Genomic DNA, 25,880 nt, shown 5'->3' with positions numbered 1-25,880 from the left:
CGGCGCTTTGACACCCGGCACGGGCCGCCCGATCATCAAGCGGTCGGGCAGCGCGGCACCGGCGGAAGCAGCGGAGAGGTGGTGAGCGTCGTCGAGTTCCGAATCGACCGCCGCAGTGGCGTCGCCACCTACCTCCAGATCGTCCAACAGGTCCAGCAGGCGCTGCGGTTGGGCATCCTCGTGGAGGGCGACCGGCTGCCGACCGCCGCGCAGGTCGCCGCGACGACCAAGGTCAACCCCAATACGACCCTGAAGGCCTACCGCGAACTCGAACGCGAGGGCCTGGTCGAACCGCGCCCCGGCCTGGGCACCTTCGTCAGCCGCACGCTCGCCCGCCCCACCTCCGCGGCGGACGACCGACTGCGCGAGGAACTCCGCACCTGGATGGGCCGGGCCCACACCGAGGGCCTGGACCGCGAGGACGTCCGCGCCCTGCTGAACTCCGTGCTCCAGGAGCGCTACCCCGACGCCTGACCGACCGGCGGGCCGGGCGGAGGAAGCCGCGGCCCCGGCCCGGTTGACCCTCACCCGGCGTCAGGCCCCACCCTGAAGCCCGGCCCGGCACGCGGCACCACCACCGCCGCACCACCCGGGCCGGCCGCACCGGACGGGACGAAAGGCGCTGCGATGGGCTACACGGTCGGGCAGGTCTCCGACTTCACGGGGATCACCGTGCGCACCCTGCACCACTACGACACCCTCGGCCTGCTCTCCCCCGGCGACCGCAGCCCGGCCGGCTACCGCCTCTACGGCGACGCCGGCCTCGCCCGGCTCCAGCAGATCCTCTTCTACCGCGAACTCGGCTTCCCGCTCGACGAGATCGCCACCATCCTTGAGGACCCCCAGGCCAACGCCCTCGACCACCTCCGCGCCCGGCACCGCCTGCTGACCGGGCAGATCGCCGCGCTGCAACGGCTGGTCGAGGTCGCCGAGCACGCCATGGAGGTCCAGCAGACCGGGGTGGACCTGACGCCCGAGGAGCGGTTCGAGGTCTTCGGAGAGGTGACCTTCGACCTGACCTACGCCACCGAGGCCCATCTCAAGTGGCAGCACCGCCCGGGCCATCAGCGCGCGATGGCGCGCGCCGCCACGCACTCCAAGGAGGACTGGGCGGTGCTGATGGCCGAGGCCGCCGACTGGCGCCTGCGGCTGCGCGCCGCCTTCGACGCCGGGGAGCCGGCGGACGGCGAGCGCGCCATGGACCTCGCGGAGGAACACCGCCGGCACCTCTGCCGCTGGTTCACCCCCTGCCCCACCGACATGCACGGCCGGATCGCCGACGACTTCGCCGCCGACCCCCGCGCCTTCGCCCTGCTCGTCCCGCCCTCCGCCCAACGCCCCGGCCTGGCCGCATACCTGCGCACCGCCGTACACGCCAACGCCGTACGCCACCCGCCCCCGGCCTGAGCCGCACGCCCGCGCCCCCGCCCGCCACGGCAGAGCACAACAGGCCCACCCCCCTCTCCCCTCCCCTCGACCCGAAGGGCGGCCCGCCCATGCCCAGAATCCTCCTCACCGCGGCCGGTTCGTACGGCGATGTCGCCCCGTACACCGGCGTGGGCGCCCGGCTGCGCGAAGCCGGCCACCGGGTCGCCCTCGCCACACACGACAGCTACGCGCCCCTCGTCCGGGCGGCCGGACTGGAGTTCCGCCGCCTCCCGGCCGACCCCCGGCGCCCCGGCGCCACCGGGCAGCGCCGGAACACCGGCCCCCGCGCCCTCCTGCGCACGGCCGCCGCCTTCCTGCGGGAACTGGGCGACGGGCTCGCCGACGCCGCCCGGCAGGACACCGACCTCCTGCTCTTCTCCACCACCACGGCACCGCTCGGCCACCACCTCGCCGAGGCGCTGCGCCTCCCGTTCCTGGACCTGCCCCTGGTACCCGGCGCCCCCACCGGCGACTTCGCCCCGGTCGTCGGCGGCGGCCGCTCCCTGGGCCGCCGGGGCAACCGCGCCGCCGGCCGGCTCTCCCTGCGCGTCCTCGACCGCCTCCACGCCGACGCGGCCCGCGACCTGCGCGCCCGCCTCGGACTGCCGCCCGCCACCGCCCGTACGGTCCGCCGCCGCACCGAGGCCGCCGGCCGCCCGGTCCTGCACGGCTTCAGCGAGGTCCTGCTGCCCCGCCCGGCGGACTGGCCCGCCCACCTGGAGGTCGTCGGGAACTGGTGGCCCTGGCACGCCCCCGGCGAGCGGCTGCCGCCCGTCGTCGAGGACTTCCTCGCCGCGGGCCCGCCCCCGGTCTACGTCGGCTTCGGCAGCATGGCGGCCGGCGACGGCGAGCGGCTCGGCGCCCTCGCGGCGGACGCCCTGCGCCGCGCCGGGCTCCGCGGCGTCCTGCAGTCCGGCTGGGCGGGCCTGGCCGCCCCGGAGCACCCCGACCTCCTCACCGTCGGCGCGCTCCCGCACGCCCTGCTCTTCCCCCGGATGTCCGCGGTGGTCCACCACTGCGGGGCCGGGACCGCCGCCGCGGGGCTGCGCGCGGGCGTCCCCACCGTCCCGGTACCGGTCACCGCCGACCAGCCCTTCTGGGCGGCCCGCCTGGCGGCCCTGGGCGCGGCCACTGCCCCCGTCCCCTTCCGCGACCTGTCCTCGGACCACGGCGCCGCCCGCCTCGCCGACGCCCTCACCCAGGTCACCGCCGCCCCCGCCCGGCGCGAGCGCGCCACCGCCGTCGCCCGCCGCCTCGCCGCCGAGGACGGCGCGGGCGCGGTCGCCGAGGCGGTCGGCCGCCTGTCGGCGTGAGGCACCGCCGACCACCGCCGCACCGGCCGCCGGCCCGTACCGCGAACGCCCGTCCGGCGGAGCCCCGGCCACCCGTTCGGCCGCCGCGCGCCCGCCCCGGGGTGCGGCCACCCGCCACTGGGCGTGGGCTCGCAGGTATGACGACGTTCCGCACCCGCACCCCGCTGCGCAGAATGCTGCTGCACGCCATAGCCCCGGCGGCCCTGGGTTCCGTCCTCGCCCTGGCGGCGCCCCCGCCGGCCCTCGCCGCCCCCGCCGGCAAGCACTGGACGCACCCCACGACCGCCCGTTACCGCATCAGCGCGCCCTACGGCATCCGCGGCGCCTGGCTCGCCGGCCACCACACCGGCGTCGACCTCGCCGTCCGCGCCGGCACCCGGATCAGATCCGTGGGCTCGGGCACCGTCGTCCTGGCCCGGCGCTCCGGCTCCTACGGAAACGCCGTCACGATCCGCATGAACGACGGCCACTACGTCCTCTTCGGCCACCTCTCCCGCATCACGGTCCGCCCCGGCCAGAAGGTCCGCGCCCGCACCCGCCTCGGCTACAGCGGCGCCACCGGCCGCGCCACCGGCCCCCACCTCCACCTGGAAGTCCGCACCAGCCGCCACTACGGCTCAGACATCAACCCCCTCGCCTACCTGTCCCACCACGGCATCCACCTCACCCCGGGCCGGTACCACCGCCACTAGCCGCCCCGGCCGGCCGCCGCAGACCACCGCCCTCATCTGCGCCTCTTCCTGCTCGGCACAGGCTGCGACTCACTCAAGTCGAATGACAATGACGGGTGTTGCCATTGTCCGTCGGAACAGGCCATTCCCCGTCAGAAGTAGGCCTACTACCCCTGATTCACGGGCCGGCCGAAGCTTCGACCGCGATGCCCCCTGCGGGACATCTGCGTAACGGGCCCTTCAGCTCCGACGGAAGGCGCACAGAGCCGCCAAGCAGACGGCCGGCGAACTGTGGCCGGACTCCGGGTTCGTGTTTCACCACGCACTACGGCACCCCGGTCGAGCCGAGGGACTTCAACCGGGAGTTCGCTGCCCGGTCGGCCAAATCGGCGTACGGCAGTTCCGCCTGCATGAAACGCGCCACACCTGCGGGTCACTGCTCGCCGCGCTCGACGTGCACCCGCAAGATCGGGGAAACCATGGAGATCTACCCGCACGTGCCATCGGAGTCGACGCGGAAGGGCACTGCGGAAACCGGTCAAGCATCTCGGCAACCAGGCGGATCCACTGAGTTGCTGTCTTCGCTGCCGCACTGCACGCGAAAGCCCCCACCGGATCTCCCCGGTGGGGGCTTTGATGCGCTGTGGACCGTTCACGGGTGGGGGTGAGCTGGGGGTTTGGCGGCGTTCGGCAGAGGCTTCCCACCGCAGCGAAGAGCATTTCCCAAGTATTTGCATTCTGCACGCAATGATCTATCCCGACACTCCTTACCGATGCCCCGGGCACCCGCACAGGCTTCGCCATCGACTTCATCACCGCTCCGCAGGAGCCGGACTGATGCGCGCAAAGGCCGGGGCGAGCGGATAACCCGCTCACCCCGTGACGCTCCGCTGCGCACAGGTGCCGTCGGAGAATTAGAAGTTGATCATGTGCCCGGCCAGGCCGTGCACGGCTTCCTTGACCGCTTCGGAGAGCGTGGGGTGGGCGTGGACGTTGCGGGCAACCTCGTGCACGGTGAGGTCCCACTGCTGGGCCAGGGTCAGTTCCGGCAGAAGCTCCGTGACGTCCGGGCCCACCATGTGCGCGCCGAGGAGTTCGCCGTGCGTCGCATCGCTGAGGATCTTCACGAAGCCCGTGGCGTCACCCAGGCCGTGGGCCTTTCCGTTGGCGGCAAAGGGGAACTTCACGACCTGTACCTCGAAGCCCTTCTCCCGTGCCTGCGCCTCCGTCCAGCCGAAACTGGCGATCTGCGGCTGGCAGTAGGTGGCGCGGGGAATCATGGGGTAGTCCAGTTCCATGGTCTCCGCACCGGCGATGGTCTCCGCCGCCACAACGCCCATCGCCTCTGCCGCGTGCGCGAGCATGAGCTTGGCGGTGACGTCACCGATGGCGTATATGCCCGGAATCGATGTGCGGCATCGCTCGTCCACCGCGATGGCGCCGCTGTCGGTGACCTGGACACCGGTGTTCTCCAGGCCGTAGCCGGTGACGTTCGGTTGGAAGCCGATGGCCACGAGCACCTTGCCGGCTTCGAGGGTCTGCTGCGTTCCGTCCTTCGACCGGACGTCGACCTGAACTTGGGGTCCGGAGTCGTCGATGGATTCGACGCGCGTGGAGGACATGACCTCGATACCGAGCTTGCGGTACTGGCGGGCCAGTTCGGCGGAGACCTCCTCGTCCTCCAAGGGGGCGATGCGGTCAAGAAACTCGACGAGGGTGACCTTCACGCCGTAGTTGTGCAGGACGTAGGCGAATTCGACACCGATCGCCCCGGCACCGACGATCACGATGCTCTCCGGCAGCGTCCCGTCGAGGATCTGCTCCTGATAGGAGACCACCCGCTCCGTGCGGCTGGTGCCGGGCAGCATGCGAGGGGTCGCGCCAGTGGCGATGATGCAGTGGTCGAAACCGACTGTGCTAGTGGTTCCGTCGGCATGGGCCACCTGGAGGCTGTTCGCGTCCACGAAGGCCCCACGGCCGTTGTATTCAGTGATCTTGTTCTTCTTCATCAGGTAGTGCACGCCCTTGACGCGGCCGTCGGCTACGCGGCGACTGCGTTGGAAGGCCTCGCCGTAGTCGAAGCGCACCTCGCCGTCTACCTTGATGCCGAACGTCTTGGCCTCGTGGGTGAAGATGTGCGCTAACTCGGCGTTGCGCAGCAGGGCCTTGGTGGGGATGCACCCGACGTTGAGGCAGACGCCTCCCCAGTACATCTCCTCGACGACTGCGACGCGCAGCCCCAACTGGGACGCTCGGATGGCCGCTACATATCCCCCGGGACCGGCGCCCAGCACGACGACGTCATAGTGGTCAACCATCGATAACTCCTCGTATCCATAAGCGGGTCAGCGTGCTGGCCCGATCTCGACGCTGCTGACCGGGATGCCTCTCAGGCATTCTGGCCCTTCGCAGCCTTGTCCCCGTAGATCGACCACGACAAGATCAGGACAGATACGGCTCCCACCGCACCGGCAGCAGCGAGCACCGCGACCGGTCCCAGGCCGGCGAGGACCAGTCCGCCCAGCGCGCCGCTGAGAGAAATGCCCAGGAACAGGCAGCTGCTGTTGAGGGCCACCACCTCGTTGCCCGCGGCGCCGGCGAGCGACAGCAGCCGCGACTGCAGCGGCGGGTTGAGCGCGCCGCCGAAGATGCCCCAGCCGGCCAGCAGCAGGGCCACCGCGATGATGGATACACTCCCCGGCCACGCCCAGCCGAAGACGGCGAGCAGCAGGGTCGAGGCGACCTGCAAGGACAGGGCGAGCACGATGGTGCGACCGGCTCCCCGGGAGTCGGCAGCGCGCCCGCCGATGAGGGCTCCGCACGCGCTGGCGATGCCCATGAGGGAGACCAGGACGGCCAGTTGGGCGGGGCCGGAGCCGCCGAGGTCATCGGCGATGACCGCGATGTAGCTGAAGGTCATGAAGTTGCCGGTGGCCCCGACAACGGTGCCCACCAGACCCAGCAGCACGGGGCGGTGGCCCAGCGGGGCCAGCCGGCGGCGCAGCGGAATTGCGGGAGCGCCGGGCAGGGCAGGCAGGAAGGCCGCGATTCCGACGATCACTACGAGGGCGAGGGCGCCGACGAAGACCATCGTGGCGCGCCAGCCGAAGGCTCCGGCGATCGCGGTGCCGACCGGGACGCCGACCACCAGGGCGACGGACTGTCCGAAGGTGACGTTGCCCAAGTAGCGGCCCACTGCCCCCTTAGGCGCCAGTGCAGCCGCGGTTGAGAACGCCGCGGGCATGATCGACGCCCCGGCGAGGGCGGTGATGACCCTGAAGATCACGAGCACGCCGTAGGTGGGGGCGAGGGCGGCGCCCAGGTTCGCCAACGCGAAGATCGCCAGAGCCGTCATCAACACCCGGCGCCGTGGGTAGCGCGCGGTCCGCAGCGCCACGAACGGTGCCGATAACGCGTAGGTGATGGAGAAGATGGTGATCAGCTGCCCCGCCACGGCCTCCGAGACGTGCAGCCCCTGAGCAATGTCCTTCAGCACACCGGCGATGACGAAGTTGTCCGTCCCGGCGGTGAAGGATGCCACACACAGGCACACCAGCCACATAGGGAAGCGCCCCGCTTCGGTGCGCACACCTTGTTCCGTGGTGGGGGGAGAGGTTGTCACGTGTACTCCTTGGGATCAGGTGCGACCCGCGCGTCGGACCCTTCACCGGACCGCCCGCACGGGCTGAAGGACTGCCGCTCCCGCCACCGCGCACAGGGCGGCGAGCAGAAACAGCAGGGCATAGTTGTCCCCGCCACCGATGGCCAGGACAGCGGGAGCGAGCGTCGGAGCCAGGGACTGCGGCAGCGCGGTGGCGATATTGAAGACGCCCAGATCCCGGCCGGCCGTCGCACGGCTCGGCAGTACGTCGGTGACCAGCGCCAGGTCGACGGAGAGATAGGTCCCGAACCCTATGCCGGTGATGGCCATGCCCACCAGGAACAAGGAGAAGGAGTCGGCCAGCGAGATCACCAGCAGACCGAGCCCGTACAACACCGCCGCCCACACGACGAAGGGCTTGCGCCGCTTGAGCCGGTCGGAGAGCCAGCCACTCAACTGGCTGCTGACCACGGTGACGACGGTCTGCGTGAGGAGCGCCCAGAACACGAGCCGCGGCACCTGCGCGAGGGAATAGCCCAGATGGTCGGAGAGGTAGAACGTCTTGTAGGCGCTGAGCACGGACGTGCCCATGAACATCAGGCACCGGCTCAGCCAGGCCCAGCCGAAGTCGGGGTGGCGCCGGGGATTCACCCAGTAGCTCCGCGCCAACTCGCGTACCCCGTAGGGCGGGCGCTGGGTGAGGCGGCGGTCGCGTAATACTGCGACGAGCGCGAGCACCGTCAGCGCGCCCACCGAGGCCGGCACCATGAACATCAGGACCACTGACGACGAGACGGCCTGCGCCAGGAAGCTCCCGACCACCAGCGCGACCGACAGGCACAGCCCCAGGACTCCGGAGACCGAGCCGCGTTGGCGTTCGGGTATCCGGTCGGGCAGTACGGCGATCAGAGCAGCGAGCACCGCGTTGAACGAGAGCTGGGTCAGACACCAGCCGACCACCAAGGTGGTGACGTCCCGTGTCATCGCGCAGATGAGCAGGCCCGCCAGACCGCCCACGAGCCCGCCCACCAGCCAGGGCCGCCGCATCCCGAACCGCGAGGTGGTGCGGTCGCTCAGCCTGCCGATCAGCGGATTGCCCAGGATCGCCAGCACGGACCCGATCCCGAGGGCCAAGGAGAGGGTCGCCTGTTTGTCCTGCGGTGCGATCTGCTGGGCCTTGACCGCCAGAGTGACGGTCACGGGCGTCACCAGCGCGATGTACACCCCGCAGTAGGCCGCGGCGAAGAGTCCGATGAACAAGGGGCCGACCGGGCGCTCCGGGCAGTGGGCCGGTGCGGGCGGGGTGTGCAGCGGTGCGCTCACGGCTTCCCCTGCGATCATCTGCTCAGCCCCCCGACGCATCGGGATCACCATATAGGACGGCCATGCACCCCTGATCCGTGGCGAGTTCGAGATCACACAGCACGATGCGGCGGTAACGGGCTTGCCAGGACGTCCAGTTGTCGGCGAGCGCCACCCACACGCCGGTGGCGTAGGTGCCGGGTGCGACCTCGTGGCGATGCTGCCCCCGGATGGCCGTGCCACAGCGTTCCGCCGCCGAGGGGCCGAGTACCACCAACGTTCCCTCGGGGTCTTGGTCCACAACGGCGTTGAGCCGGACCGTCAGCTCCTCGCGAGCCACCTCCAGATGGATGTCCGTCGCTCCGCGCAGCCGCAGGCTTCCTTCGCCGCCGAAGGCCAGGAGGGCGCCGGAGTCCACGAGTGGGTGCTCGCCGTGCACCGCAGGGTCGCGCACCGGAAGCGTGGTCTGCTCCAGTACCAGCAGCACCGGCCGCCGGGTACGCCCGCTGCACCAGAAGCCGGACAAGATGCGCAGCGCGGTGAAGGGCGCGGCCAGCCCCTGTTCGGAGACGGCGAACCCATGCGAGTCATCGCCGAAGAGCAGCCCCGCGTGTGAGGCGGTCACCCCGTACGGCTGGGAGTCGGGCAGCGCGTGAGCGACGACGACGAGGTCTGCGGACCGCTCGCGCAGCGACGGGTGGGCGGCCAGCAGCTCGGTCAGGTGGCGGTGGGTGTTCTGCGGTCCGGCGGCGAACTGGTCCGGGTCGCTGGCCTCGCCGAACATGGCGAACAGATCGTGATAGAACGCGTGGTTCCCCGGATTCTCCTCGTGCTGCCGGGCCGGCGGGTCGAGGACGGCCGCGGCTCCTTCCAGACCGGGCATCACGTGGTCTCAAGCCTTTCGAGGTAGTTGATGAATGTGGCCACAGACACGAAGTCGTCCATGTCGACCTCCTCGGGATCGACGGTGAATCCGACCTCCTCCTCAAGAGCCATCAGCAGCTCCAGAATCGAGGTGGAGTCCAGGTGGAGGTCGTCAAAGAACCTCGTCTCCTCCGATACCTCGGGCACTTCACGCTCCAGGACGCCGCTGAGGGCGGACTGAATGGTGCCGACCATATGCTGGCGGTCCATCGCATCTCCTGCGTTCTCGGTTGTGGGCGGTGGTTCTCGGGCTCACGGCTCGGCGGCCGCGGCCGGCGGTGCGTGCCGCGGTCACTCGTCGATGAGCCGTTGCCGGCTCAGCAGGTCGTCCACCGTGTCCCGGACACGCACCAGATGGGCGCAGCCGGCGCGGACCATGACCTCCGCGGGGAATCCGTGGCTGAGGAACAGTCCGGGGGAAGCGGAGGGCCCGTAGGCCCCGGACCGCTCGACCCCGATCAGGTCGCCAGGTTCGACCTGGGGAAGAAGGACGTTCTTCCCCAGGACGTCGTTCGGTGTGCACAGCGGACCGGTGACCGTGTAGGGCTGTTGGCCGGTCCCGGCGGGCCGGGTAAGCGAGCGCATGGGGAAGTTCCGCTTAACGAAACTGCCCACGCCGACGGCGGCCATGTGGTGGTTGGTGCCGCCGTCCGTGACGGCGAAGCGGGTTCCCATCGACTCCTTGACGTCCAGGACCCGGCTGACGTATGTGCCGCACATCGCGGTGAGGTAGCGACCCAGTTCGCAGATCACCTGGGAGCCGGGATGTGTCCGGAGGAAGCCGTCGATGACCTCGTCGGCGCCGGCCGCCAGGGCCGGCAGATCCAGGTCCGCCTCGTTGTCGAAGTAGGCCACTCCAAACCCGCCGCCGATATCGACGATCTCGCAGGGGATGTCCAGTTCGGCGGAGAGCTCCGCCGCCAGCCGCAGGACCTCCCGGGTGTTGTGGACGATGTCCTGGTGCCGGAGGAAGCGGGTCCCCATATAGGCGTGGAGGCCACGTACTCGGAGATGCCGCAGTTCCCGCAGCTGGTGCCGCTGCTTCCGTAGGAGGGTGACATCCATGCCGAACTGGCGGGGCTTGCCGCCCATCGCGAGCCCCGAACCCTTGGTGACGAAGTCCGGGTTGATGCGCAGCAGCACCGGTACATCAGTGCGGCCCTGTTCCCGAGCCGCCCGCTCCAGCCGTTGGAGTTCCGCAGGTGACTCGCAGACCACGGCGCGCAGACCGGTGCTCACACAGGCTTCGATCTCTCGCTGCGTCTTGCCGGGGCCTAGGAAGATGATGTCCTGCGGCGCGATGCCGGCCCACAGCGCGGTCCTGAGTTCCGCCAGCGAGGAGACCTCGGCGCCGGAGCCCAGCGCGCCGAGCACGGCGCACACGCTGACGTTCGGATTGGCCTTGAGGGAGAAGAACAGGTCCACGCCGGGGTGGAGCAGTCGGCGGACCTCCCGGTAGGTGCCCTCCAGGACGTCCCCGTCGTAGAGGAAAAAGGGGGTGCCGAACTCCTCGGCCAGGTCTGTGACGGGGATACCCTGCACCGTCGCTGGTGTGTTCGACATCTGTCACGTCCCCCGGTGGGTGAAGACCATGGCGGCGAACGTCGTTCCGACGCCAACGGAGGCCATGAGGTAGTGGCCGCCGGGCACCAGGCGTCCATCGGCCTTGAGGGTGTCGTAATTGATCAGTACGTCGGAGGCGAAACAGTGGCTGAACCGGGGGATGTTGTCGAGGTAGGTCCGCTCCCGGGGGAAGCCCATCGCCTTGATCGTCTGGCGCCACGACATCATGTTGACGTTGTGCGGGATCAGCAGCTCGATGTCGTCCAGAGTGAGGCCCGCGTCGGCGACGGCCTTCCGCATGACGTCCGCGAACAGGTCCGGATAGATCTGTCCCAGCTCGGCGGCTTTCTCCTTGCCGAGGCGGACACCGTTCGCGTACGCACCCAGGGTGCGCGTCACATACGACAGCACGGGGTCGCCTGGCCCGTCGACGGCCACCAGGCAGGCGGCTGAGGCTTCACCCATCAGCGCAGTATCTGGGACGAGTTGCACACCTGGGGTGAAGGACTTCTCACCGGTGACGACCAAGGCTCTGGCGTCCGGGTCGCCGTCCGACCGGAGTAGTTCCCCGGCGATGTCGATGGCGGCCATTCCGGTCGCGCAGTTCTGCTGGGTGACCGCGAAGGCGATGGCCTTGTCCAGTCCGAGCTCCTCGCGCAGGACCTGCGCGGGGAGGATGCCGTGCGGGGCGACCTGCTGGGTGGCGTGGCCGTAGAGCAGGTACTTCACCCGGTCCTTGGACGGCAGGGCGTCGACGATCTGTCGGGCTGCGGGCAACACCAGTTGGAAGAGGTCGACCTCGGGATCCTGCCGTAGTTCCTTAAGACCCTGCATGGTCGTGAACAGGCGGACCTTCGACGGGTTGAGCCCGAGCGGTTCCGCCAGATCCTGCACGGTGACCGTGCGGTCCGGGGCGTGCGCGGCGATGCTTTCCAGTGTGATGAGGGAGTCCGTCATGAGTGGCGTCCTCGTCAGTTGGCCCAGAACGGGAAGGCGTGGTCAAGGAGGAATCCCGGACCGGTCCGGTCGGCGCGGACCTGAGCCTCGAAGGGTGCCCACCACGCGCGGTTCTCGCGGTACCAGTTCGTCGTCAGGCTCACGCCGTCACACAGGTCCGTGGTGGGCTTCCACCCGGTGACTTCGGTCAGATGGGCGGAGGTGGCCACCAGGGAGGGACCGCGTCCGTCGGTCTGCGGGACGTCCTTCGTCACGAAGGAGCCGCAGCCCGCGGTGCTCACCACCGCTTCCGCCGCCTCCTCCAGCGGGGTGTGCCGACCGGCCGCGAGGTTGAACGTCTCACCCCAGGGCCCGTTCTCGGCAAGGTCGAGCAGCACACCGACCGCGTCCTGGACAGCGAGGAAGTCGCGCAGGCGGCCGGTGACGGCCTCCGACTCGATGCCGAGCAGAGCCTGGGCGGTGATGCGGGGGATGATACGGTCCGGGGCCTGCCACGGCCCGTAGAGGTTGGTGAGCCGCACCGTCGTCGAAACGGTTCCGTAGACGTGCTGGTACGACTCTGTGATGCTCTCGCAGGCGATCTTCGAGGCGGCGTAGGGGGACAGCGGCCACAGCTCGCTCGACTCGGTCAGCAGATCGCCGTCGTTGCCTCCGTACACCTCGATGGAGGAGGCGAAGAGCAGGGGGATCCGGCGCAGCCGGGCCGCTTCCAACACCGCGGACATGATGCCGATGTTGTTGGTGAAGGTGCGCTCCGGGTAGTGGAGCGAGAAGTCCACCTGCGGCAGGGCCGCGAGGCTGATCATGACGTCGCAGTCGGGTATCCGGGCGTCCGGCTGCGACAGGTCGAGGAAGTGACAGGAGGAGCGCTCCAGGAGACCGGAGGCGCCCAGGCGGCCCAGCCGATCGTTGACGTCGACGAGAGTGAGGCGGTGTCCGCGCTGTTCGGCGGCGAGTGCGAGGTTCGTGCCGACGAATCCTGCAGCGCCTATGATCGCGATGTTGAGTGTCACGTCTTCCCCGTTCATCAGTAAAGGGGCCAGGTGTGGCCGGGAGAGGTCAGGTCTGCGGGCGCTTCGGCCCTCAGCGCAGGCGCTTCTCTATAAGGTCGGCCGCGGCCGGCGCGCCGCCCGATGTACGGATCTCCTCCTGCAGCCGATTCAGCCGGGTGGTGAGCTCCGGACGGGCGAGCAGTTCCTCCAGCGCCGTACGGACCGTGCCCCCGGTCAACTCATCGTCGTGCAGCCGCCTGCCGACGCCGAGTTCAGAGAGTCGGTCGGAGATGAAGAACTGGTCGGCTCCCTGCGGGAGGGTGAGCATCGGAACCCCGTGGCTCAATGCCTCGACGGTGCCGCCCATACCGGCGTGGGTGATGAAGGCGTCGGTGTGGGCGAGGACGTCGAGCTGGGGCAGCCACTCGTGGACTTCCACGTTGTCCGAGATCGGGCCGAGCGCCTGCGTGGAGACAAACTTGCCGGTCTGGAGTACGACATGCCAGTCGGAGTCGGCGAACGCGGCCATGAGCTGTCGGTAGATGTCCGGCCGGTTCGTGAACGTCGAGCCGAGGGAGACGAGCACGATGCGTTCGGCACCGGGCGGCGGAGTCCAGGCGGCCGTGTCGGAGCGCGGCCCGAAGCACGGTCCGACGAAGGAGAAGCGGGGCTCGTCCGCCTTGTCGGCGTGCGGTTGCAGGGTCCGGGTGAGGGAGGCGATGCCCTGCTCGGGAACCAGTCCGAAGTCCTCCACCGTCATGTCGATCCCGTTGCCGGCCAGCCACCGGGAGAAGCGGTCCCGCAGCCGGTGGGCGGCCGGGTCGTCGAGCAGGCCCTTGTACACCGCCGCGATGCCGTTGTCCTTGCCTTCGTAAGGGACGGCGAAGGGCCAGAAGTTAATGGTGGGCACGCCCCAGCGCGTACCGAGGACACGGGCACCGTACGCGAACACGTCGTAGACGAACACGTCCGGCCGGTCGGTCTCGAAGGCCGTGGCGAGTTGCGGCAGCGCAGACTCGGCCTCGTCCAGCATGTAGGAGACGATCGCGGTGAAGTCGGTGAGCAACTTCGTCGAGTCGTCATCGGCTCGCCAGGCCGAGCGGTAGGGGACCGGGCGGGCCCCGGTCGCCTCGACCAGCGGCACGAACCGTTCCGGCACCGCGTAGCTCACCCGGTGCCCCCGGGAGACGAGTTCACGGGCCACGGGCAGCGTCGGAAGCAGGTGACCGTGCAATCCGATATTCATGAAGGCTATGTGCGACATCGAGGTCATTGTCGGGCTCCTCGCGAATTCGTCATTACTGCGCTGCAGGTCGTCGTGAATCGTTGGGAACAGCGGATGCCACGGCCTTCCTTTGGTGTCGATAGCGTTTCGCGAGAAAATCGGCGAGGCGAGAGCCTGCGTCTCTACAGTGCAGTCGGAAGCGCCTTTGGATACACCCGAAGAGCCGGCTCTTTCGGGAGGGCGGGGGTGGCAGGGCGCGGGCGGCGGCGCCCTCAGCGACCCGGATGCGCCGGAAAGGCCGCTGGATTCCCGAACGCCGGCGGGCTAGGCTGTGGCGTTCGTCACGTTGACAGTGCAGCGCCGCCTTGTGAAGCTGCATTTGCTTCGGGGGATCTTCGGGGGATTCATTTTGCGAACGTGCGGCTGCGGCTTTGCGCACCCACATACCCTCGCTTCCCCCGGCGGCGCGGCATCTCGGTTATCCGAGTTGACTGCATACGGGGAAGGGTTTCGTGGGGGGACATGTATTCCAGATGCAGAATATTTTGCCAAATTCTTGTGGAAACTGCGAACCAAGCCGGGCGTAGTCCGTTACGTCCTCCGGTATCCACCATGGAGAGAGCCGACGGTGCGTTTCCCGGGTCCGCGCTCTGCTCGTCGTGATGAAGCGTGCCGTGACCGCCGCCCGATGGCGGGAGGAAAGAACCGTCCGCATCGACGGCACGGAACTGGCGGTGTGGGGGCGGGAGGAGTACCCGGACGCCGGGACGGCGCCCCACGTGGTGCTCGTCCACGGCTTCGAGGAGCGCTGGGACAGCTGGGAACCGCTGGTTGAACAACTTCCGCAGACGGCACGGGTGTCCGCGCTCTCGCTGCCCTGGCGGGCGGGCTCTCCGCACACGTGGCCGCGCCACGGAGACGCCGCCACCTGGCTGTTGCGCGCACTCGAAGTGCTGGATCGGCCCCCGGATCTTTTCGTCGGGCACTCTTTCGGCGCCTGCGCCCTGCTCCAGCTACTCGCCCGGCACCCCGGCCACCCCTACCACAGTGTCCCGGCCACCTTGGTGGCGCCCGTGTGGCGGGTCAGCGATCCATCCCTGACTCCCGAGTTCTTCGCGGAGGCCAGGACCCGGTTCCGGTACACGATCACCGAAGGTCTGAACATCCAACTCCGTACCCGAGGCCGCATCGTGAGCCCCGCGCTGCTGCGCATCATGGCCGCCAAGGTGCTGAAGCGCGTCGAGCCGGAGGGCTTTCTCCAGTTCTATCTGGAGCTGGCCCGGCTGCCCGAACTACCGCTGGATCGGATCCTGGCACCCCTGCTCGTCGTCAGCGGACTGGATGACGCGGCCGCGCCGGGTGGCGACCTCGAAGTCCTGCGCAGCCGGGTCCGCAACGTCACCCTCTGTCAGACGCCGCACCTCGGCCACTTCTGCCAGACCCAGCAGCCCGGCTATGTGGCCGAACAGATCACCGACTTCCTACCGATGCTCCGACTGCCCCACTCAGCCGAGGAGATGAGGACAACGTGACCTCCCCACAGATAAGGGAATACGACGTAGCCATCAGCGGTGCCAGCATCGCGGGGTGCACCGCTGCGGCCCTCCTGGCCCGTGCCGGGGCCCGGGTGGCCCTGCTCGAACGGCGCTCCTCGCCCGAGGCACACAAGGTCCTGTGCACGCACTACCTCCAGCCGTGCGCCTACCAGGTGCTCGATGATCTGGGCATCACCCCCCTGCTGCGAGACGCCGGCGCCATCGCCAATCAGGCTCGCTGGTACACTCGTTGGGGCTGGATCGAGCCCCGTCCCGGCCGGGACGGCGCCCCCCTGGTACACGGCTACAACGTGCGGCGTAGCACGCTCGACCCGTTGCTGCGGTCCTATGCTGCTGACCAGCCAGGGGTCGATCTCCTCGCGGGGCACACCGTAACCGGTCTGCTGCGCGAAGGCTCCCGTACCGCGGGCGTCCGTACAACGTCCGACGAGGGCGAGCAGGAGATCCGGGCGCGTCTCGTGGTGGGGGCGGACGGGAAGGACTCCGCGGTCGCCAAGCTGGCCGGGGTACGCGAGAGAACGCACAAGAACAACCGGTTCAGCTACTTCGCACACTTCCGCGGCGTACGGATGGCGCGCGAGGAAAGCCACTGCTGGTTCCTCGACCCGGATGTCGCCTATGCGATGCCGAACGACGACGGGGTCACCGTCATTGCCGTCATCCCCGACAAGAAGCGGCTCCCCGCCTTCCGCGCGGACCTCGAAGGCAGCTTCCTCGACTTCATCAGCCAACTGCCCGAGGCCCCCGACCTCAGTGCCGCCGAACGCGTCTCGAAGATCGTCGGCACCACCAACTATCCCCTCCTCAGCAGGCAGGTGACCGCGCCCGGTCTCGCCTTGATCGGCGACGCCGCCCTCACCGGCGACCCGTTGTGGGGGGTCGGCTGCGGATGGGCACTGGAGTCGGCGCAGTGGCTCGCCACATCCACCCGCGCGGCCGCTGTCTCGGGCAGCCGGGCGGCCATGGACCAGGCGCTGGACACCTACCGAAGAGTCCACCGGCGGCAGCTGCGCGGCCATCAATTCCTCTCCGCCGACTACGCGAAGGCCCGCCCCTTCAACCCTTTCGAGCGGCTGATGTTCTCCGCCGCCGCTCGGGACGAGTCCATGGCTCGCCATATGCACCTGTTCGCGTCCCGACTGATCGGCCCGGCGCGTTTCCTCAACCCTGCGGCCCTCGGCCGGGCTGCCGCCGTGAACCTGCGGCACCGGAACGCCTGAAGCCTGCCGACTCCCCTGACAGAACCACCGAGGAGCAACCATGACGCTGTCCCACCCGACCGTGACCGAAGAGCAAGCCCGGCAGCTGCGCGAGATCGTCATCGATGTCCTGGAGCTGGAGCCCGATGAGCTCACCGAGACCAGCCACTTTGTGAACGACCACGATGCCGACTCACTGCTGGCCATCGAGATCCTCGCGCGCATCGAGCAGGACCTCGACGTCGACATCCCGCAGGACCAGCTCCCGGAGATGGTCAACCTCGCCGGTGTGTGGGCTGTCGTCGCCCGCAACCAGAGGGGTGGAGATCAGTGACCCGGACAACGACCCGGCCGAGCAGGCGCGTGGTGATCACCGGACTGGGAGCGGTCAGCAGCGCCGGTATCGGCGCTGACGACTTCACCGCGGCCATCCGAGACGGACGGTGCACCACCGGCCCGATCACCAGCTTCGATGCCGGAGGCTTCCCCCACCGGAACGCCGGTGAGGTACCCGGCTTCCGGCCGGAGGAGTGGCTGACCCGTATCGACCCCGACCGGTGGGGCCGCAGCAGCCAGTTCGCCGCCTCCGCCGCCCGGCTGGCGACGCTCGACGCGGACCTGCGTCCGGAGGACTTGGCCCGCGCCCGCACCGGTTCCGTCATGGGCACCACCAGTGGTGAGTCGGCCGCCATCGAGCAGCTCGTCGGCGAGTGGCGGAGCGACGGGCTGAAGTCCCTCAGTCCCTCCCTGGTCCAGGCGGTTCCGGCGGGCCGGATCGCCGCCGCTGTCAACACCGAACTCGGCATCGATGGCGAGGCGTTGACCCTCGCCACCGCCTGCTCGGCCAGCAACTACGCGCTCGGCTACGCCTACGACATGGTCGGGCAGGGCGAGGCCGACTACATGTTTGCGGGCGGCGCAGACTCGGTGAACCGCTGGGCGCACGCCGGGTTCTACCGGCTCGGCGCCCTCGCCGAGGAGGTCTGCCGCCCCTTCGACACCGAACGGGGGGGCATCCTCACTGCCGAAGGCGGTGTCGCCCTGCTGGTGGAGCCGTACGAACGGGCGATCGCGCGCGGCGCCCGGATCTACGCCGAAGTGCTGGGCTACGGCCTCAACTGCGACGCCGACCACATGGTGCACCCGAACGCCGCCACCATCGCGGGCTGCATACGGGAGGCCCAGCGCAACGCCGGTGTCACCCCCGAGCAGATCGACTACATCTGCGCCCACGGCACCGGTACCCGCACCAACGACGCCACCGAAGTCGCCGCGGTGCGCGAGGTGTTCGGCGACGCCATGCCGCCGATCAGCTCGATCAAGTCGATGATCGGCCACACGATGGGGGCGGCCAGCGGATTCGGCGCGTTGATCTGCTGCCGTGCCCTGTACGAGGGATTCCTGCCGCCGACGGCCAACGTCGAGCGGGTGGACCCGGAGCTGGGACGCGGTGTCGACCCGGTGCCGGGGAAGGCGCGCCAGGCCGCACCGCAGGTGGTCCAGAACCACGGTTTCGCCTTCGGTGGCAACAACGCCATCGTCATCCTGGGGAAGGCAGCATGACCACGGACACGGCCCGACGCCCCCTGCCCACCGACGACTTCACGCCCACCCTCACCACCCTGGCCGTGACCTCCACCGCAGCGGTCTCACCGGCCGGCGTCGGCACCACTGCGCTCGCCGCCGCCCTCGCAGTGGGCGGAGCCACCGGTGGAGAGGCCACCGAGGGCCTGGGCGACCTCGGCGAGGAGACCCTGCCGCCGCGGCCGGTACGAGCCGTCCCCCCACTGCCGTTCGCGGAATTGCTCGGCCGCAAGGGCCTGCGGAACCTGGACCGCACGACCCGGCTCGCCTTGGTGGCGTGCCAGATGGCGCTCGACTCCTACCCGGGATCGATCGGCCCGGGTGCGGGCGTGGTGATGGGTACGTCCAGCGGTTCGGTGCGGAGCTCCGGCGAGTACTCCCTGCGGACCCTCCAGGCCGAGCGCCCCTACCTCGTCAACCCCAGCCTCTTCCCCAACACCGTGATGAACTGCGCCGCCGGGCAGGTCGCCATTCGGCACGGACTGCACGGCGTGAACGCCACCGTCGCCGGCGGTGCGCTCGCCGGTATCCAGGCGCTGCGCTATGCGCGCAACGCCACTCGGCAGGGGCAGGCCGAACGCCTCCTGGTGGCCGGTGCCGAGGAACTCAGCGCACAGACCGGCTGGGGCTGGCAGCGCTCTGGCGCGCTCCGACCGGACTTCCCGCTGGGGGAGGGCGCCGCCGCCCTGGTCGTCGAGCCGGAGGAGGTCGCCCACGCCGAGGGCCGCCCGGTCCTCGCCCGGGTGCTCGCCGCCGAAGTGGGCTTCGCACCCCGCGGACGCCTCTTCGCGACCCTGACCACGTGCATCGGCAGGGCACTGGACCGCAGCGGTGTCGCGCCGGCCGACGTACGGTCCGTGGCGCTGGGCGCGACGGGTCAGGTCGGCGCCGACCGTCTCGAACTCCGCGCCGTACGGGGTGCGCTGGGGACGGCCGGGATGCCGCCGACCGTGGACGTGAGGCAGGCGGTGGGCGAGACCTTCAGTGCGACGGTCACCCTCCAACTCGCCGCGCTGGTGGACACCTGGCGGCAGCGGGGTGCCCACCCCGGCGAGGCGGCGCTCATCACCGCCCTGGGCCACGACGGCTCGGTCGGCTGCCTCGTGGTGCGCGGGCCCGCGACCTCTCCGGCCCACTGACCCCAGGTGACCCACGACGACATCCGGACAACACGCCACACGTCGGGCGGTGGTCACTCTCACAGCGATTCACCACCATCTCCGAAAAGGACAGCCATGTCACCGTCGCTGACGAAGCGGTTCGATGCCACCACCTTCTCCACGGCTGACCTCATCGAGGCCTGCTGCGAGGGGAGACAGGCAGCCTGGGCGGCGCTGGTAAGGCGCTTCTCGCCCCTGGTGTGGACGATCGCGCGATCTCATCGGGTGAGCCAGGCGGACTGTGAAGAGATCTTCCAGCAGACCTGGCTCCGCGCCTACCAGGGGCTGCGTGCCTTGCAGTCGCCCGAGCGCTTCCCCGCTTGGCTCACCACCTGCGCGAAGCGGGAGAGCCTCAAGCAGCGCGAACGCGCCCTGCGCTACGTACCCGTGGGCGGACCCGAGGTCTTCGACCGGCCCACCGCCCCGGACTCCGGCCCGGAGAACGCGGTGATATCCAACGAACGTCGAGACGAGGTCCTCTCGGCTCTCGGCCGATTATCGGCCCGGGACCAGACGCTGCTCGGGATGCTCAGCGCTGACGAGGAGTGCAGCTATGACGAGGTGAGCCGCAGGCTGGGGGTGGCCCGCGGCTCGGTCGGCCCGCTGCGGGCGCGCGCGCTGCGTCGGCTGACCGAACAGCTGGCTGCCACCTCCGTCGAGACGGGCACCCGGTGAACCGGCGCTCGCCCGCTCCCGTGTCGACGTAGGCCCCACCGACATCCGTCAACCAGCTTCCGGGCCATACGAGGTCGGGCCCTCACCACTCTGTGCGGTGAGGGCCGCGACCTCGTATGGCCCGCTCTCATGGTGCGGGGCCAGCGTGCCGAACGAAGCCTGGCCCGGTGCCGGCTACAGGCCGGACATCGGCCAGGCCGCGACGCCCTCGACCAAGTGCTCCGGTACCTCCTTCGTTGCCTCGTCCAACTCGTCGGGACATCTGTATGCGTGCTCGTGATCGGAGTCCTCCGGCGTGCCCGGAACCCGTCTCATCACAAACTTATGCCGCCGTCAATCTGCAGAACTTGTCCCGTGACGTAGGTGGCTCGGTCCGACACAAGAAATGCGGTCAGGTCGGCGACCTCCTCGGGCGTTCCGAAACGCTGCATCGGAATGGAGCGTAGCGCGCGCTCTTTCGCCTGCTCGGGGAGTTCGCCCGTCATGTCGGTCTCGATGAAGCCGGGCGCCACGGCGTTGACAAGAATGCCATAGCGGGCCAGCTCCCTCGCGAGCGAACGGCTCAGGGCATTGACCCCGCCTTTCGATGCCGCGTAATTGGCCTGCCCCGCATGGCCGTGAACACCGGACACCGACGACATATTGACGATCGCCCCCTTGCGCCGCCGCACCATCTGGAATCCCACGGCCCGGCAGAAATTGAAGGTGCCCGTCAGGTTCGTGTCGATGACCTCGGCCCAGTCCTCGAACGGCATCATGACCAGATTGCGGTCCCGGACGACACCGGCCGAGTTCACCAGCGCGTCGATCGGGCCCAGCTCCTGCGTCACCCGCTTGACGAAGAGCCCGACCTCGTCGCTGTCCGCCACATCACACGCCTGGTAGAAGTGGGCGGCACCGTGCTCGGCCAGCAGCTCCGCGGTCTCACCGGCGGATTCGCCGCGCCCGCAGTAGGCGATGTCGTACCCGTCCGCGGCGAGCCGGCGTGCGACGGCCCGGCCGATGCCGCGCGTACCACCGGTGACCAGGGCGACAGGGCGCCGGGTGTCTGGCATGGTTCCCTCCTCAGCAAGTGTGCGCTTCCACGTCGGGTCCTGTGCGGTCACTCGGCCGGCGCCGTCCGCAATGCCGGCAGCGGTGCCCCGAGCTGCACATAGACGTCCAGCAGATCGTCGGAGAGCCAGTACTCGGCGATCCGTCCCGCCGCGTCGAGGCGCAGGATGTCGACGCCGTGCTGCTCCACGGGCGTGCCGGGCGCGGCGGTCGTCCCCTCGGGCCGCCCCGACCGCCAGTGGCCCGTGAACCGCCAACGGCCGATCAGATGGCCGTCGTCGGTGAACGGCCCCAGCACGGTGCGGAAACTCACGTCCGTGTACGAGGACCGGAAAGCGTCGATCCAGGCGATCAGCCGCGCACGGTCCGGGATGCTGGCGGGGTCCGGCATTCCGTAGCGCGGTAGGTGCAGCGTCACGTCGTCGGCGACGATCTGCGAGGCGTTGTCGTAGTGGCCATTCCAGATGCCGAGCCACTGCTCCCAGAGGTCAGCAGTCGCCTGCGGCGGTCGTGCGACGTCGAGTTTGTTCACCACTTCTCCTCAGTCGTGCATACGGGTGCGGGGCACCTCGTTGGTCTCCACACCCTGCGTCCACGCCTCGACAACCTGACCGTCCACGATCCGGAGGATGTCCACGCCGGCCCAGTGGATGGTCCCGCCGGCCACGTCGGAGGGCCATCCCGTACGGCCGAGGCATTCCGCGGTTCCGTACCAGCGCCAGACGGCCAGTTCGCCGTCCTGTATCGGACCGAATTCCGTCTTGTAGCGCAGGCTCCCGAACTTGGACCGAAAACCGGCCACCCAGTCGGCCAGCGCCGCTCCGTCACGAATGCTGGAGGTGTCGAAGACCGCTGCTTTGGACGGCACATGGACTCGGAAGTCGTCGCTCACAATCTTGAGTGCAGCCCTCGGGTCCTCGTTCCACATTTCCAGCCAGATCTCCCACACCTCGGCAGCTGTGCGCGCCATGCGATGTCCTTTCCACTTGATTGCGATGGGTCGAATAGCCCAGTGGGCGGCTTGCTCTGACACAGAGCCGGCGGGTGGCCACGCGGATACATCCAGAAACAGCCGTGGCAGGTCGAAAACGGCGGACCCGGAGCAAAGCAGCCACGCGCGCCGGAACGTTCGGCCAAGGGTGTATCCACCGACGGGCTGCCGGGGTCTGTAGTGACGTAAGTGATGCGGCCAATCCACGAATGGCGAAGACACCACCTGCGGAGCGACCGGAGCACAGGAGCCCACTCATGCGGTTCGGCGAGAACGTGACGATCGATGCGGCCGTCTGCTGGCTGCCCACCACCCGACAGTCCGCCGCGTCTCAAGTGGCCGACGGCGTACTGGCCCCGGTGGAAGAGGCACAGTCCGGTGTGATGGAGGTGCCGGTCGCCACCGACCAGGCGGCACCCGAGATGGCCGTACTGGCCGGACAGCGCGCCCTGCGGCACGCCGGAGTGGCGCCCCCGGACATCGACCTGCTTTTCCACAGCTGGACCTACCACCAGGGGCACGACTTCTGGTCACCGGCCCACTACGTGGCCGACAGGGTGGGCGCCGTCAACGCCGTACCGGTCGGCATCGCGCAGATGTGTCACGGCGGCGCCATGGCCCTGCACGAAGCTGCCCTGCACCTCTGCGCCAACCCCTCGGCCAAGGCGGCCTTGGTGACCACCGCCGACCGCTTCCAGCAACCCGGCTTCGATCGCTGGACCAGCGACTCGCACGTCGCCTACGGGGATGGTGCCACGGCCGCCGTGCTCTCCCGCTCTGGCCGCGGCCTGCGGCTGCTCGCCCAGTCCGTCCGCGCCGCCCCCGCCATGGAAGGCATGTACCGCGGGGACGACGCCTTCAGCCGCGAGCCCATGGAGCACAGCCGCCCCGTCAATGTCCGCCGTACCAAGAAGGCGTTCGCCGCGGCGGGTGGCATGGCCCGGTTCGCCGAACTGGCGCCGGTTGCCATCAGCGACCTCCTCGTCGCCGCCCTCGCGGAGGCGGGCCTGGCTCACGGGGATCGCCGCATTCGCCATGTGCTGCTGCCTCGGCTCGGCCCGGCAACCCTGGAACGCACCTATCTGCCCGTCGTGGAACGGCAGTTGCCGCATGCCACCGTCCACCGGCTGGGCGCCCACACCGGCCACCTGGGCAGCGGCGACGTCCTCGCCAACCTCGCCGCGGTGCAGAGCGAACAGCTCCTCGCCGCCGGAGAGGTGGCACTGCTCCTCTCCGGCGGAGGCGGATTCACCTGGTCCTGCACCGTACTGGGCGGCAGCGCCGGGGACGGAGCGGCACCGTGCTGACCGGCGTCGATGTGCTGCGGATCGGGGAACTCGACCGGCTCATGCGGCGCCCGTGGTTCAGGGGCTATGCCTTCGCCACTGAAGAGCTACACCACGCGGCGGTCTGCGGCCCCACCCGCGCGCGGGAATTCCTCGCCGGCCGGTTCGCGGCCAAGGAAGCGGTGGTGAAGGCCCTGGGCGTCGGCTTCGGCTCCGGGATACGTCCCCACCACGTCACCGTACGACGCTCCGCGGACGGGGCGCCCTCGGCCCACCTGACCGGCGCGGCCGCACGAGTCGCCGCCCGGCTCCGCCTCGATGAAATGAGGGTCTCCATCGCGCACAAGGACGAACTCGTCGTGGCAACCGCCGTGGCGACCCAGCACCCGCAACCCCCACACCCGGCAACCCAGCGGGCCGTCCCACGCCCGGAAGAGGAACAGGGCATGTCACCACATTCCACGACACACGGGGTCCCCTCGGCCGGGACGTCTTCCGAAGAAGCTCCGGTCACCGCGTTCCTGCGGGTGCGCCTGGCTCAGCCCGACGCCCACTACGGGGGTGATCTGGTCGACGGCGCCCGGATCATGCAGCTGTTCGGTGATCTGCTCACCGAGATCACCGTGCGGACGGACGGCGACGAAGGTCTGCTGTCGGAGTACTCCGACGTACGGTTCACGGCCCCCGTCCACCCGGGCGACTACCTGGAGGCGACCGCACGCCTGATCCGGCGGACCCGGCTGCGCCGCGTCGTCGCCCTGGAGGCACACCGGGTCATCGCCGCCGGCGGAACCGACCGGGAGAGCGCTGCCCGTCTGCTCCCGGCACCACAGCTCGTCTGCCGGGCAACCGCGACCACCGTTGTCCCCCCGAGCGCGGCGCGGTCCCAGAAGGAGAAGCCATGACACCGGCACGGACCCAGGTACCGGTCCACCTCCACGACATCCTCGACGCCGCCGCCCGGAGCTACCCCGACGCGCCCGCCGTCATCTGGCAGGAGACCACCCTCACCTACCGGGAACTCGCCGCGGCCAGCACCTCCGCCGCGCACGTCCTGCACGGCCACGGCGTGCGGCGGGGCGAGCGGGTCCTGGTCTCCACCGAGGACCGCCATGCGGTGGCTGCCATCGTGTACGCCGCTTCCCGTCTGGGCGCGGTCTTCAGCGTGATCCACGAGGACGTATGCGGCGCGCCGCTCACCCACGTCCTGGACGACGCCGAACCCGCCCTCCTGATCACCGAGGACGAAGCGGCGGAGCGGACGGCACAGGAGTGCGGGGTGCCATGCCTGCGCACGGCGGAGCTCCGGTCCGGCGCGGCACCCGACGGCCTGCCCGACCCGGGCCTCACCACCGACCCGGCCTGCCTGATCTACACGTCGGGTACCACCTCGCTGCCCAAAGCCGTGGTCAGCACGCATCAGCAGATGCTGTACGCCGTCCACGCCATCCAGGCCGAGCTGAACCTGCGGTCCGACGACATCGTCCACTGCCCGCTGCCACTGTCCTTCGACTACGGGCTCTACCAGCTGTTCCTGGCTACCGTCAGCGGTGCGACACTGCGGCTGGCGACGGTTTCCGAGGCCGGCCCACCACTGCTGCGCAGCCTCCAGCGCAGCGGCGCCACGGTGCTGGCCGGCGTCCCCTCCGTGTCCGGCACCCTCGCCTGGCTGGCCAAACGAGCGCCGGGCGCCCCCCTGCCCAAGCTGCGCCTGCTGACGAACACCGGCGCCGATCTGCCCGCGCGCACCATGGCCGACCTGCGGGAGCACCTGCCCTCGCTGCGCATCCAGGTGATGTATGGCCTGACCGAGTGCAAACGCGCCACGATCATGGAGCCGGACGGCGACCTGAAACGGCCGGTCTCCTGCGGCCGACCACTGCGCGGGACGGAGATCGTCATCCTCGACGACGCGGGCGCAGAACTCCCTCCCGGCGAAGTCGGGCAGATCGTGATCCGCGGACCACACGTCATGGCCGGCTACTGGCGCCGCCCGGAGCTCACCGCCCAACGCTTCCCGCGACGCGAGGGACTCTTCCCCGAACTGCACACCGGTGACTACGGCCACCTCGACGCGGACGGTTACCTCTACTTCTCCGGCCGTCGCGACGACCTCTACAAGGAACGGGGATTCCGCGTCAGTTGCACGGAGGTGGAGGCCGCAGCCCTGCGCATCCCGGACGTCACCGCCGCCGCCGTACTGCCCCCGGCGGACGGCCGCACCTCCGTGCTCGTCGTCGTCACCGGCCTGACCAAGGAGGAGGTGCTCGACCGGCTGCGGGAGCAGATCGAACCGTACAAGGTCCCGCGCCGCTGCCTGCTGCTGCCGGAACTGCCGCTCAACGGCAACGGCAAGGTCGACCGCACACGCCTCAAGGCCCTGGCGGAGAGGTAGGCCGC

Annotated in this window: 25 protein-coding genes; 13 read left to right on the top strand and 12 right to left on the bottom strand. The window is 69.7% G+C overall.

What is annotated here, in order from left to right; translation table 11 throughout:
- Positions 1-78 precede the first annotated feature (78 nt).
- The 4 genes from IEY78_RS24840 to IEY78_RS24825 all read left to right on the top strand — a co-directional run bounded on the left by IEY78_RS24840 (position 79) and on the right by IEY78_RS24825 (position 3,433).
- The gene (locus IEY78_RS24840; protein WP_189101823.1) at positions 79-474 is read left to right on the top strand and encodes a GntR family transcriptional regulator; all 396 of its coding nucleotides are present in this window, start codon (positions 79-81) and stop codon (positions 472-474) included.
- A gap of 153 nt (positions 475-627) precedes the next feature.
- On the top strand, positions 628-1,407 hold the full coding sequence (locus IEY78_RS24835) for a MerR family transcriptional regulator (RefSeq protein ID WP_189101821.1): 780 nt from the start codon (positions 628-630) through the stop codon (positions 1,405-1,407).
- Positions 1,408-1,496: 89 nt separating this feature from the next.
- Positions 1,497-2,741, top strand: a complete 1,245-nt coding sequence (locus tag IEY78_RS24830) for a glycosyltransferase (RefSeq protein ID WP_189101819.1) — start codon at positions 1,497-1,499, stop codon at positions 2,739-2,741.
- Positions 2,742-2,878: 137 nt separating this feature from the next.
- Complete coding sequence (locus IEY78_RS24825) at positions 2,879-3,433, top strand: M23 family metallopeptidase (protein WP_189101817.1); 555 nt, start codon at positions 2,879-2,881, stop codon at positions 3,431-3,433.
- An 893-nt stretch (positions 3,434-4,326) separates the two neighbouring features.
- Here IEY78_RS24825 and lpdA read toward each other — a convergent pair.
- The 9 genes from lpdA to IEY78_RS24780 all read right to left on the bottom strand — a co-directional run bounded on the left by lpdA (position 4,327) and on the right by IEY78_RS24780 (position 14,015).
- A complete protein-coding gene (gene lpdA / locus IEY78_RS24820) occupies positions 4,327-5,730 on the bottom strand; it encodes a dihydrolipoyl dehydrogenase (protein ID WP_189101815.1) in 1,404 nt (467 codons plus the stop codon).
- A gap of 71 nt (positions 5,731-5,801) precedes the next feature.
- Positions 5,802-7,034, bottom strand: a complete 1,233-nt coding sequence (locus IEY78_RS24815) for an MFS transporter (RefSeq protein WP_189101813.1) — start codon at positions 7,032-7,034, stop codon at positions 5,802-5,804.
- A 42-nt stretch (positions 7,035-7,076) separates the two neighbouring features.
- On the bottom strand, positions 7,077-8,336 hold the full coding sequence (locus IEY78_RS24810) for an MFS transporter (protein ID WP_189101811.1): 1,260 nt from the start codon (positions 8,334-8,336) through the stop codon (positions 7,077-7,079).
- Between the two features lie 22 nt (positions 8,337-8,358).
- Positions 8,359-9,198: a hypothetical protein gene (locus IEY78_RS24805; RefSeq protein WP_189101809.1), complete on the bottom strand. Its 840-nt coding sequence runs from the start codon at positions 9,196-9,198 to the stop codon at positions 8,359-8,361.
- Positions 9,198-9,449, bottom strand: a complete 252-nt coding sequence (locus IEY78_RS24800; protein ID WP_189101808.1) for an acyl carrier protein — start codon at positions 9,447-9,449, stop codon at positions 9,198-9,200. The genes IEY78_RS24805 and IEY78_RS24800 overlap by 1 nt, the downstream gene beginning before the upstream one ends.
- A gap of 81 nt (positions 9,450-9,530) precedes the next feature.
- A complete protein-coding gene (locus IEY78_RS24795; protein WP_189101806.1) occupies positions 9,531-10,802 on the bottom strand; it encodes a type III PLP-dependent enzyme in 1,272 nt (423 codons plus the stop codon).
- 3 nt (positions 10,803-10,805) lie between these two features.
- Entirely contained in the window at positions 10,806-11,759 is a 954-nt protein-coding gene (locus IEY78_RS24790) for a 3-oxoacyl-ACP synthase III family protein (protein WP_189101804.1), read from the bottom strand.
- A gap of 14 nt (positions 11,760-11,773) precedes the next feature.
- Complete coding sequence (locus tag IEY78_RS24785) at positions 11,774-12,772, bottom strand: NAD-dependent epimerase/dehydratase family protein (RefSeq protein ID WP_189101802.1); 999 nt, start codon at positions 12,770-12,772, stop codon at positions 11,774-11,776.
- Between the two features lie 70 nt (positions 12,773-12,842).
- A complete protein-coding gene (locus tag IEY78_RS24780) occupies positions 12,843-14,015 on the bottom strand; it encodes a macrolide family glycosyltransferase (RefSeq protein WP_189101800.1) in 1,173 nt (390 codons plus the stop codon).
- 623 nt (positions 14,016-14,638) lie between these two features.
- Here IEY78_RS24780 and IEY78_RS24775 point away from each other — a divergent pair.
- The 6 genes from IEY78_RS24775 (at position 14,639) to IEY78_RS24750 (ending at position 20,150) form a co-directional block, all read left to right on the top strand.
- Positions 14,639-15,508, top strand: a complete 870-nt coding sequence (locus tag IEY78_RS24775; RefSeq protein WP_189101798.1) for an alpha/beta fold hydrolase — start codon at positions 14,639-14,641, stop codon at positions 15,506-15,508.
- Positions 15,505-16,752 carry an NAD(P)/FAD-dependent oxidoreductase gene (locus tag IEY78_RS24770; protein WP_189101796.1) on the top strand — a complete coding sequence of 416 codons (1,248 nt, stop codon included), beginning with the start codon at positions 15,505-15,507 and terminating at the stop codon, positions 16,750-16,752. Before IEY78_RS24775 ends, IEY78_RS24770 begins: the two co-directional genes overlap by 4 nt.
- A gap of 40 nt (positions 16,753-16,792) precedes the next feature.
- Positions 16,793-17,065 (top strand): acyl carrier protein, encoded by a 273-nt coding sequence (locus tag IEY78_RS24765; protein ID WP_189101794.1) that lies wholly within the window; start codon positions 16,793-16,795, stop codon positions 17,063-17,065.
- A gap of 29 nt (positions 17,066-17,094) precedes the next feature.
- Positions 17,095-18,294, top strand: a complete 1,200-nt coding sequence (locus IEY78_RS24760) for a beta-ketoacyl-[acyl-carrier-protein] synthase family protein (protein WP_229700155.1) — start codon at positions 17,095-17,097, stop codon at positions 18,292-18,294.
- On the top strand, positions 18,291-19,454 hold the full coding sequence (locus IEY78_RS24755) for a beta-ketoacyl synthase N-terminal-like domain-containing protein (protein WP_189101790.1): 1,164 nt from the start codon (positions 18,291-18,293) through the stop codon (positions 19,452-19,454). The genes IEY78_RS24760 and IEY78_RS24755 overlap by 4 nt, the downstream gene beginning before the upstream one ends.
- Before the next feature lie 96 nt (positions 19,455-19,550).
- A complete protein-coding gene (locus IEY78_RS24750) occupies positions 19,551-20,150 on the top strand; it encodes an RNA polymerase sigma factor (RefSeq protein ID WP_189101789.1) in 600 nt (199 codons plus the stop codon).
- Between the two features lie 314 nt (positions 20,151-20,464).
- On the opposite strand, the gene fabG is transcribed toward IEY78_RS24750, so the two are convergent.
- Genes fabG through IEY78_RS24735 form a run of 3 tightly spaced genes read right to left on the bottom strand, consistent with a single transcriptional unit; the run spans position 20,465 to position 22,173 of the window.
- The gene (gene fabG / locus IEY78_RS24745) at positions 20,465-21,205 is read right to left on the bottom strand and encodes a 3-oxoacyl-[acyl-carrier-protein] reductase (protein ID WP_189101787.1); all 741 of its coding nucleotides are present in this window, start codon (positions 21,203-21,205) and stop codon (positions 20,465-20,467) included.
- Between the two features lie 47 nt (positions 21,206-21,252).
- Entirely contained in the window at positions 21,253-21,735 is a 483-nt protein-coding gene (locus tag IEY78_RS24740) for an ester cyclase (protein ID WP_189101785.1), read from the bottom strand.
- Between the two features lie 9 nt (positions 21,736-21,744).
- Positions 21,745-22,173, bottom strand: coding sequence for a nuclear transport factor 2 family protein (locus tag IEY78_RS24735; RefSeq protein ID WP_189101783.1), 429 nt, complete (start codon positions 22,171-22,173; stop codon positions 21,745-21,747).
- 278 nt (positions 22,174-22,451) lie between these two features.
- On the opposite strand from IEY78_RS24735, the gene IEY78_RS24730 reads away from it, so the two are divergent.
- The 3 genes from IEY78_RS24730 to IEY78_RS24720 are packed head-to-tail and all read left to right on the top strand — an operon-like array spanning position 22,452 to position 25,875.
- Positions 22,452-23,501, top strand: a complete 1,050-nt coding sequence (locus tag IEY78_RS24730; protein WP_189101781.1) for a ketoacyl-ACP synthase III family protein — start codon at positions 22,452-22,454, stop codon at positions 23,499-23,501.
- Positions 23,495-24,385 (top strand): holo-ACP synthase, encoded by an 891-nt coding sequence (locus IEY78_RS24725; protein WP_229700154.1) that lies wholly within the window; start codon positions 23,495-23,497, stop codon positions 24,383-24,385. Before IEY78_RS24730 ends, IEY78_RS24725 begins: the two co-directional genes overlap by 7 nt.
- Entirely contained in the window at positions 24,382-25,875 is a 1,494-nt protein-coding gene (locus IEY78_RS24720; RefSeq protein WP_189101779.1) for a class I adenylate-forming enzyme family protein, read from the top strand. Before IEY78_RS24725 ends, IEY78_RS24720 begins: the two co-directional genes overlap by 4 nt.
- Positions 25,876-25,880: the final 5 nt, after the last annotated feature.

Source organism: Streptomyces kronopolitis (assembly GCF_014646275.1).
GTDB classification, from domain to species: Bacteria; Actinomycetota; Actinomycetes; order Streptomycetales; family Streptomycetaceae; genus Streptomyces; species Streptomyces kronopolitis.
This window is presented reverse-complemented; position numbering and strand designations above follow the sequence as displayed.

Bases quoted from the DNA above. Each gene is read 5' to 3' on its own strand.
- IEY78_RS24835 (WP_189101821.1), top strand. From the start codon at position 628: ATGGGCTACACGGTCGGGCAGGTCTCCGACTTCACGGGGATCACCGTG.
- IEY78_RS24830 (WP_189101819.1), top strand. From the start codon at position 1,497: ATGCCCAGAATCCTCCTCACCGCGGCCGGTTCGTACGGCGATGTCGCC.
- IEY78_RS24825 (WP_189101817.1), top strand. From the start codon at position 2,879: ATGACGACGTTCCGCACCCGCACCCCGCTGCGCAGAATGCTGCTGCAC.
- lpdA (WP_189101815.1), bottom strand. From the start codon at position 5,730: ATGGTTGACCACTATGACGTCGTCGTGCTGGGCGCCGGTCCCGGGGGA.
- IEY78_RS24805 (WP_189101809.1), bottom strand. From the start codon at position 9,198: ATGCCCGGTCTGGAAGGAGCCGCGGCCGTCCTCGACCCGCCGGCCCGG.
- IEY78_RS24800 (WP_189101808.1), bottom strand. From the start codon at position 9,449: ATGGACCGCCAGCATATGGTCGGCACCATTCAGTCCGCCCTCAGCGGC.
- IEY78_RS24795 (WP_189101806.1), bottom strand. From the start codon at position 10,802: ATGTCGAACACACCAGCGACGGTGCAGGGTATCCCCGTCACAGACCTG.
- IEY78_RS24790 (WP_189101804.1), bottom strand. From the start codon at position 11,759: ATGACGGACTCCCTCATCACACTGGAAAGCATCGCCGCGCACGCCCCG.
- IEY78_RS24780 (WP_189101800.1), bottom strand. From the start codon at position 14,015: ATGTCGCACATAGCCTTCATGAATATCGGATTGCACGGTCACCTGCTT.
- IEY78_RS24775 (WP_189101798.1), top strand. From the start codon at position 14,639: ATGAAGCGTGCCGTGACCGCCGCCCGATGGCGGGAGGAAAGAACCGTC.
- IEY78_RS24765 (WP_189101794.1), top strand. From the start codon at position 16,793: ATGACGCTGTCCCACCCGACCGTGACCGAAGAGCAAGCCCGGCAGCTG.
- IEY78_RS24755 (WP_189101790.1), top strand. From the start codon at position 18,291: ATGACCACGGACACGGCCCGACGCCCCCTGCCCACCGACGACTTCACG.
- IEY78_RS24750 (WP_189101789.1), top strand. From the start codon at position 19,551: ATGTCACCGTCGCTGACGAAGCGGTTCGATGCCACCACCTTCTCCACG.
- fabG (WP_189101787.1), bottom strand. From the start codon at position 21,205: ATGCCAGACACCCGGCGCCCTGTCGCCCTGGTCACCGGTGGTACGCGC.
- IEY78_RS24735 (WP_189101783.1), bottom strand. From the start codon at position 22,173: ATGGCGCGCACAGCTGCCGAGGTGTGGGAGATCTGGCTGGAAATGTGG.
- IEY78_RS24730 (WP_189101781.1), top strand. From the start codon at position 22,452: ATGCGGTTCGGCGAGAACGTGACGATCGATGCGGCCGTCTGCTGGCTG.
- IEY78_RS24720 (WP_189101779.1), top strand. From the start codon at position 24,382: ATGACACCGGCACGGACCCAGGTACCGGTCCACCTCCACGACATCCTC.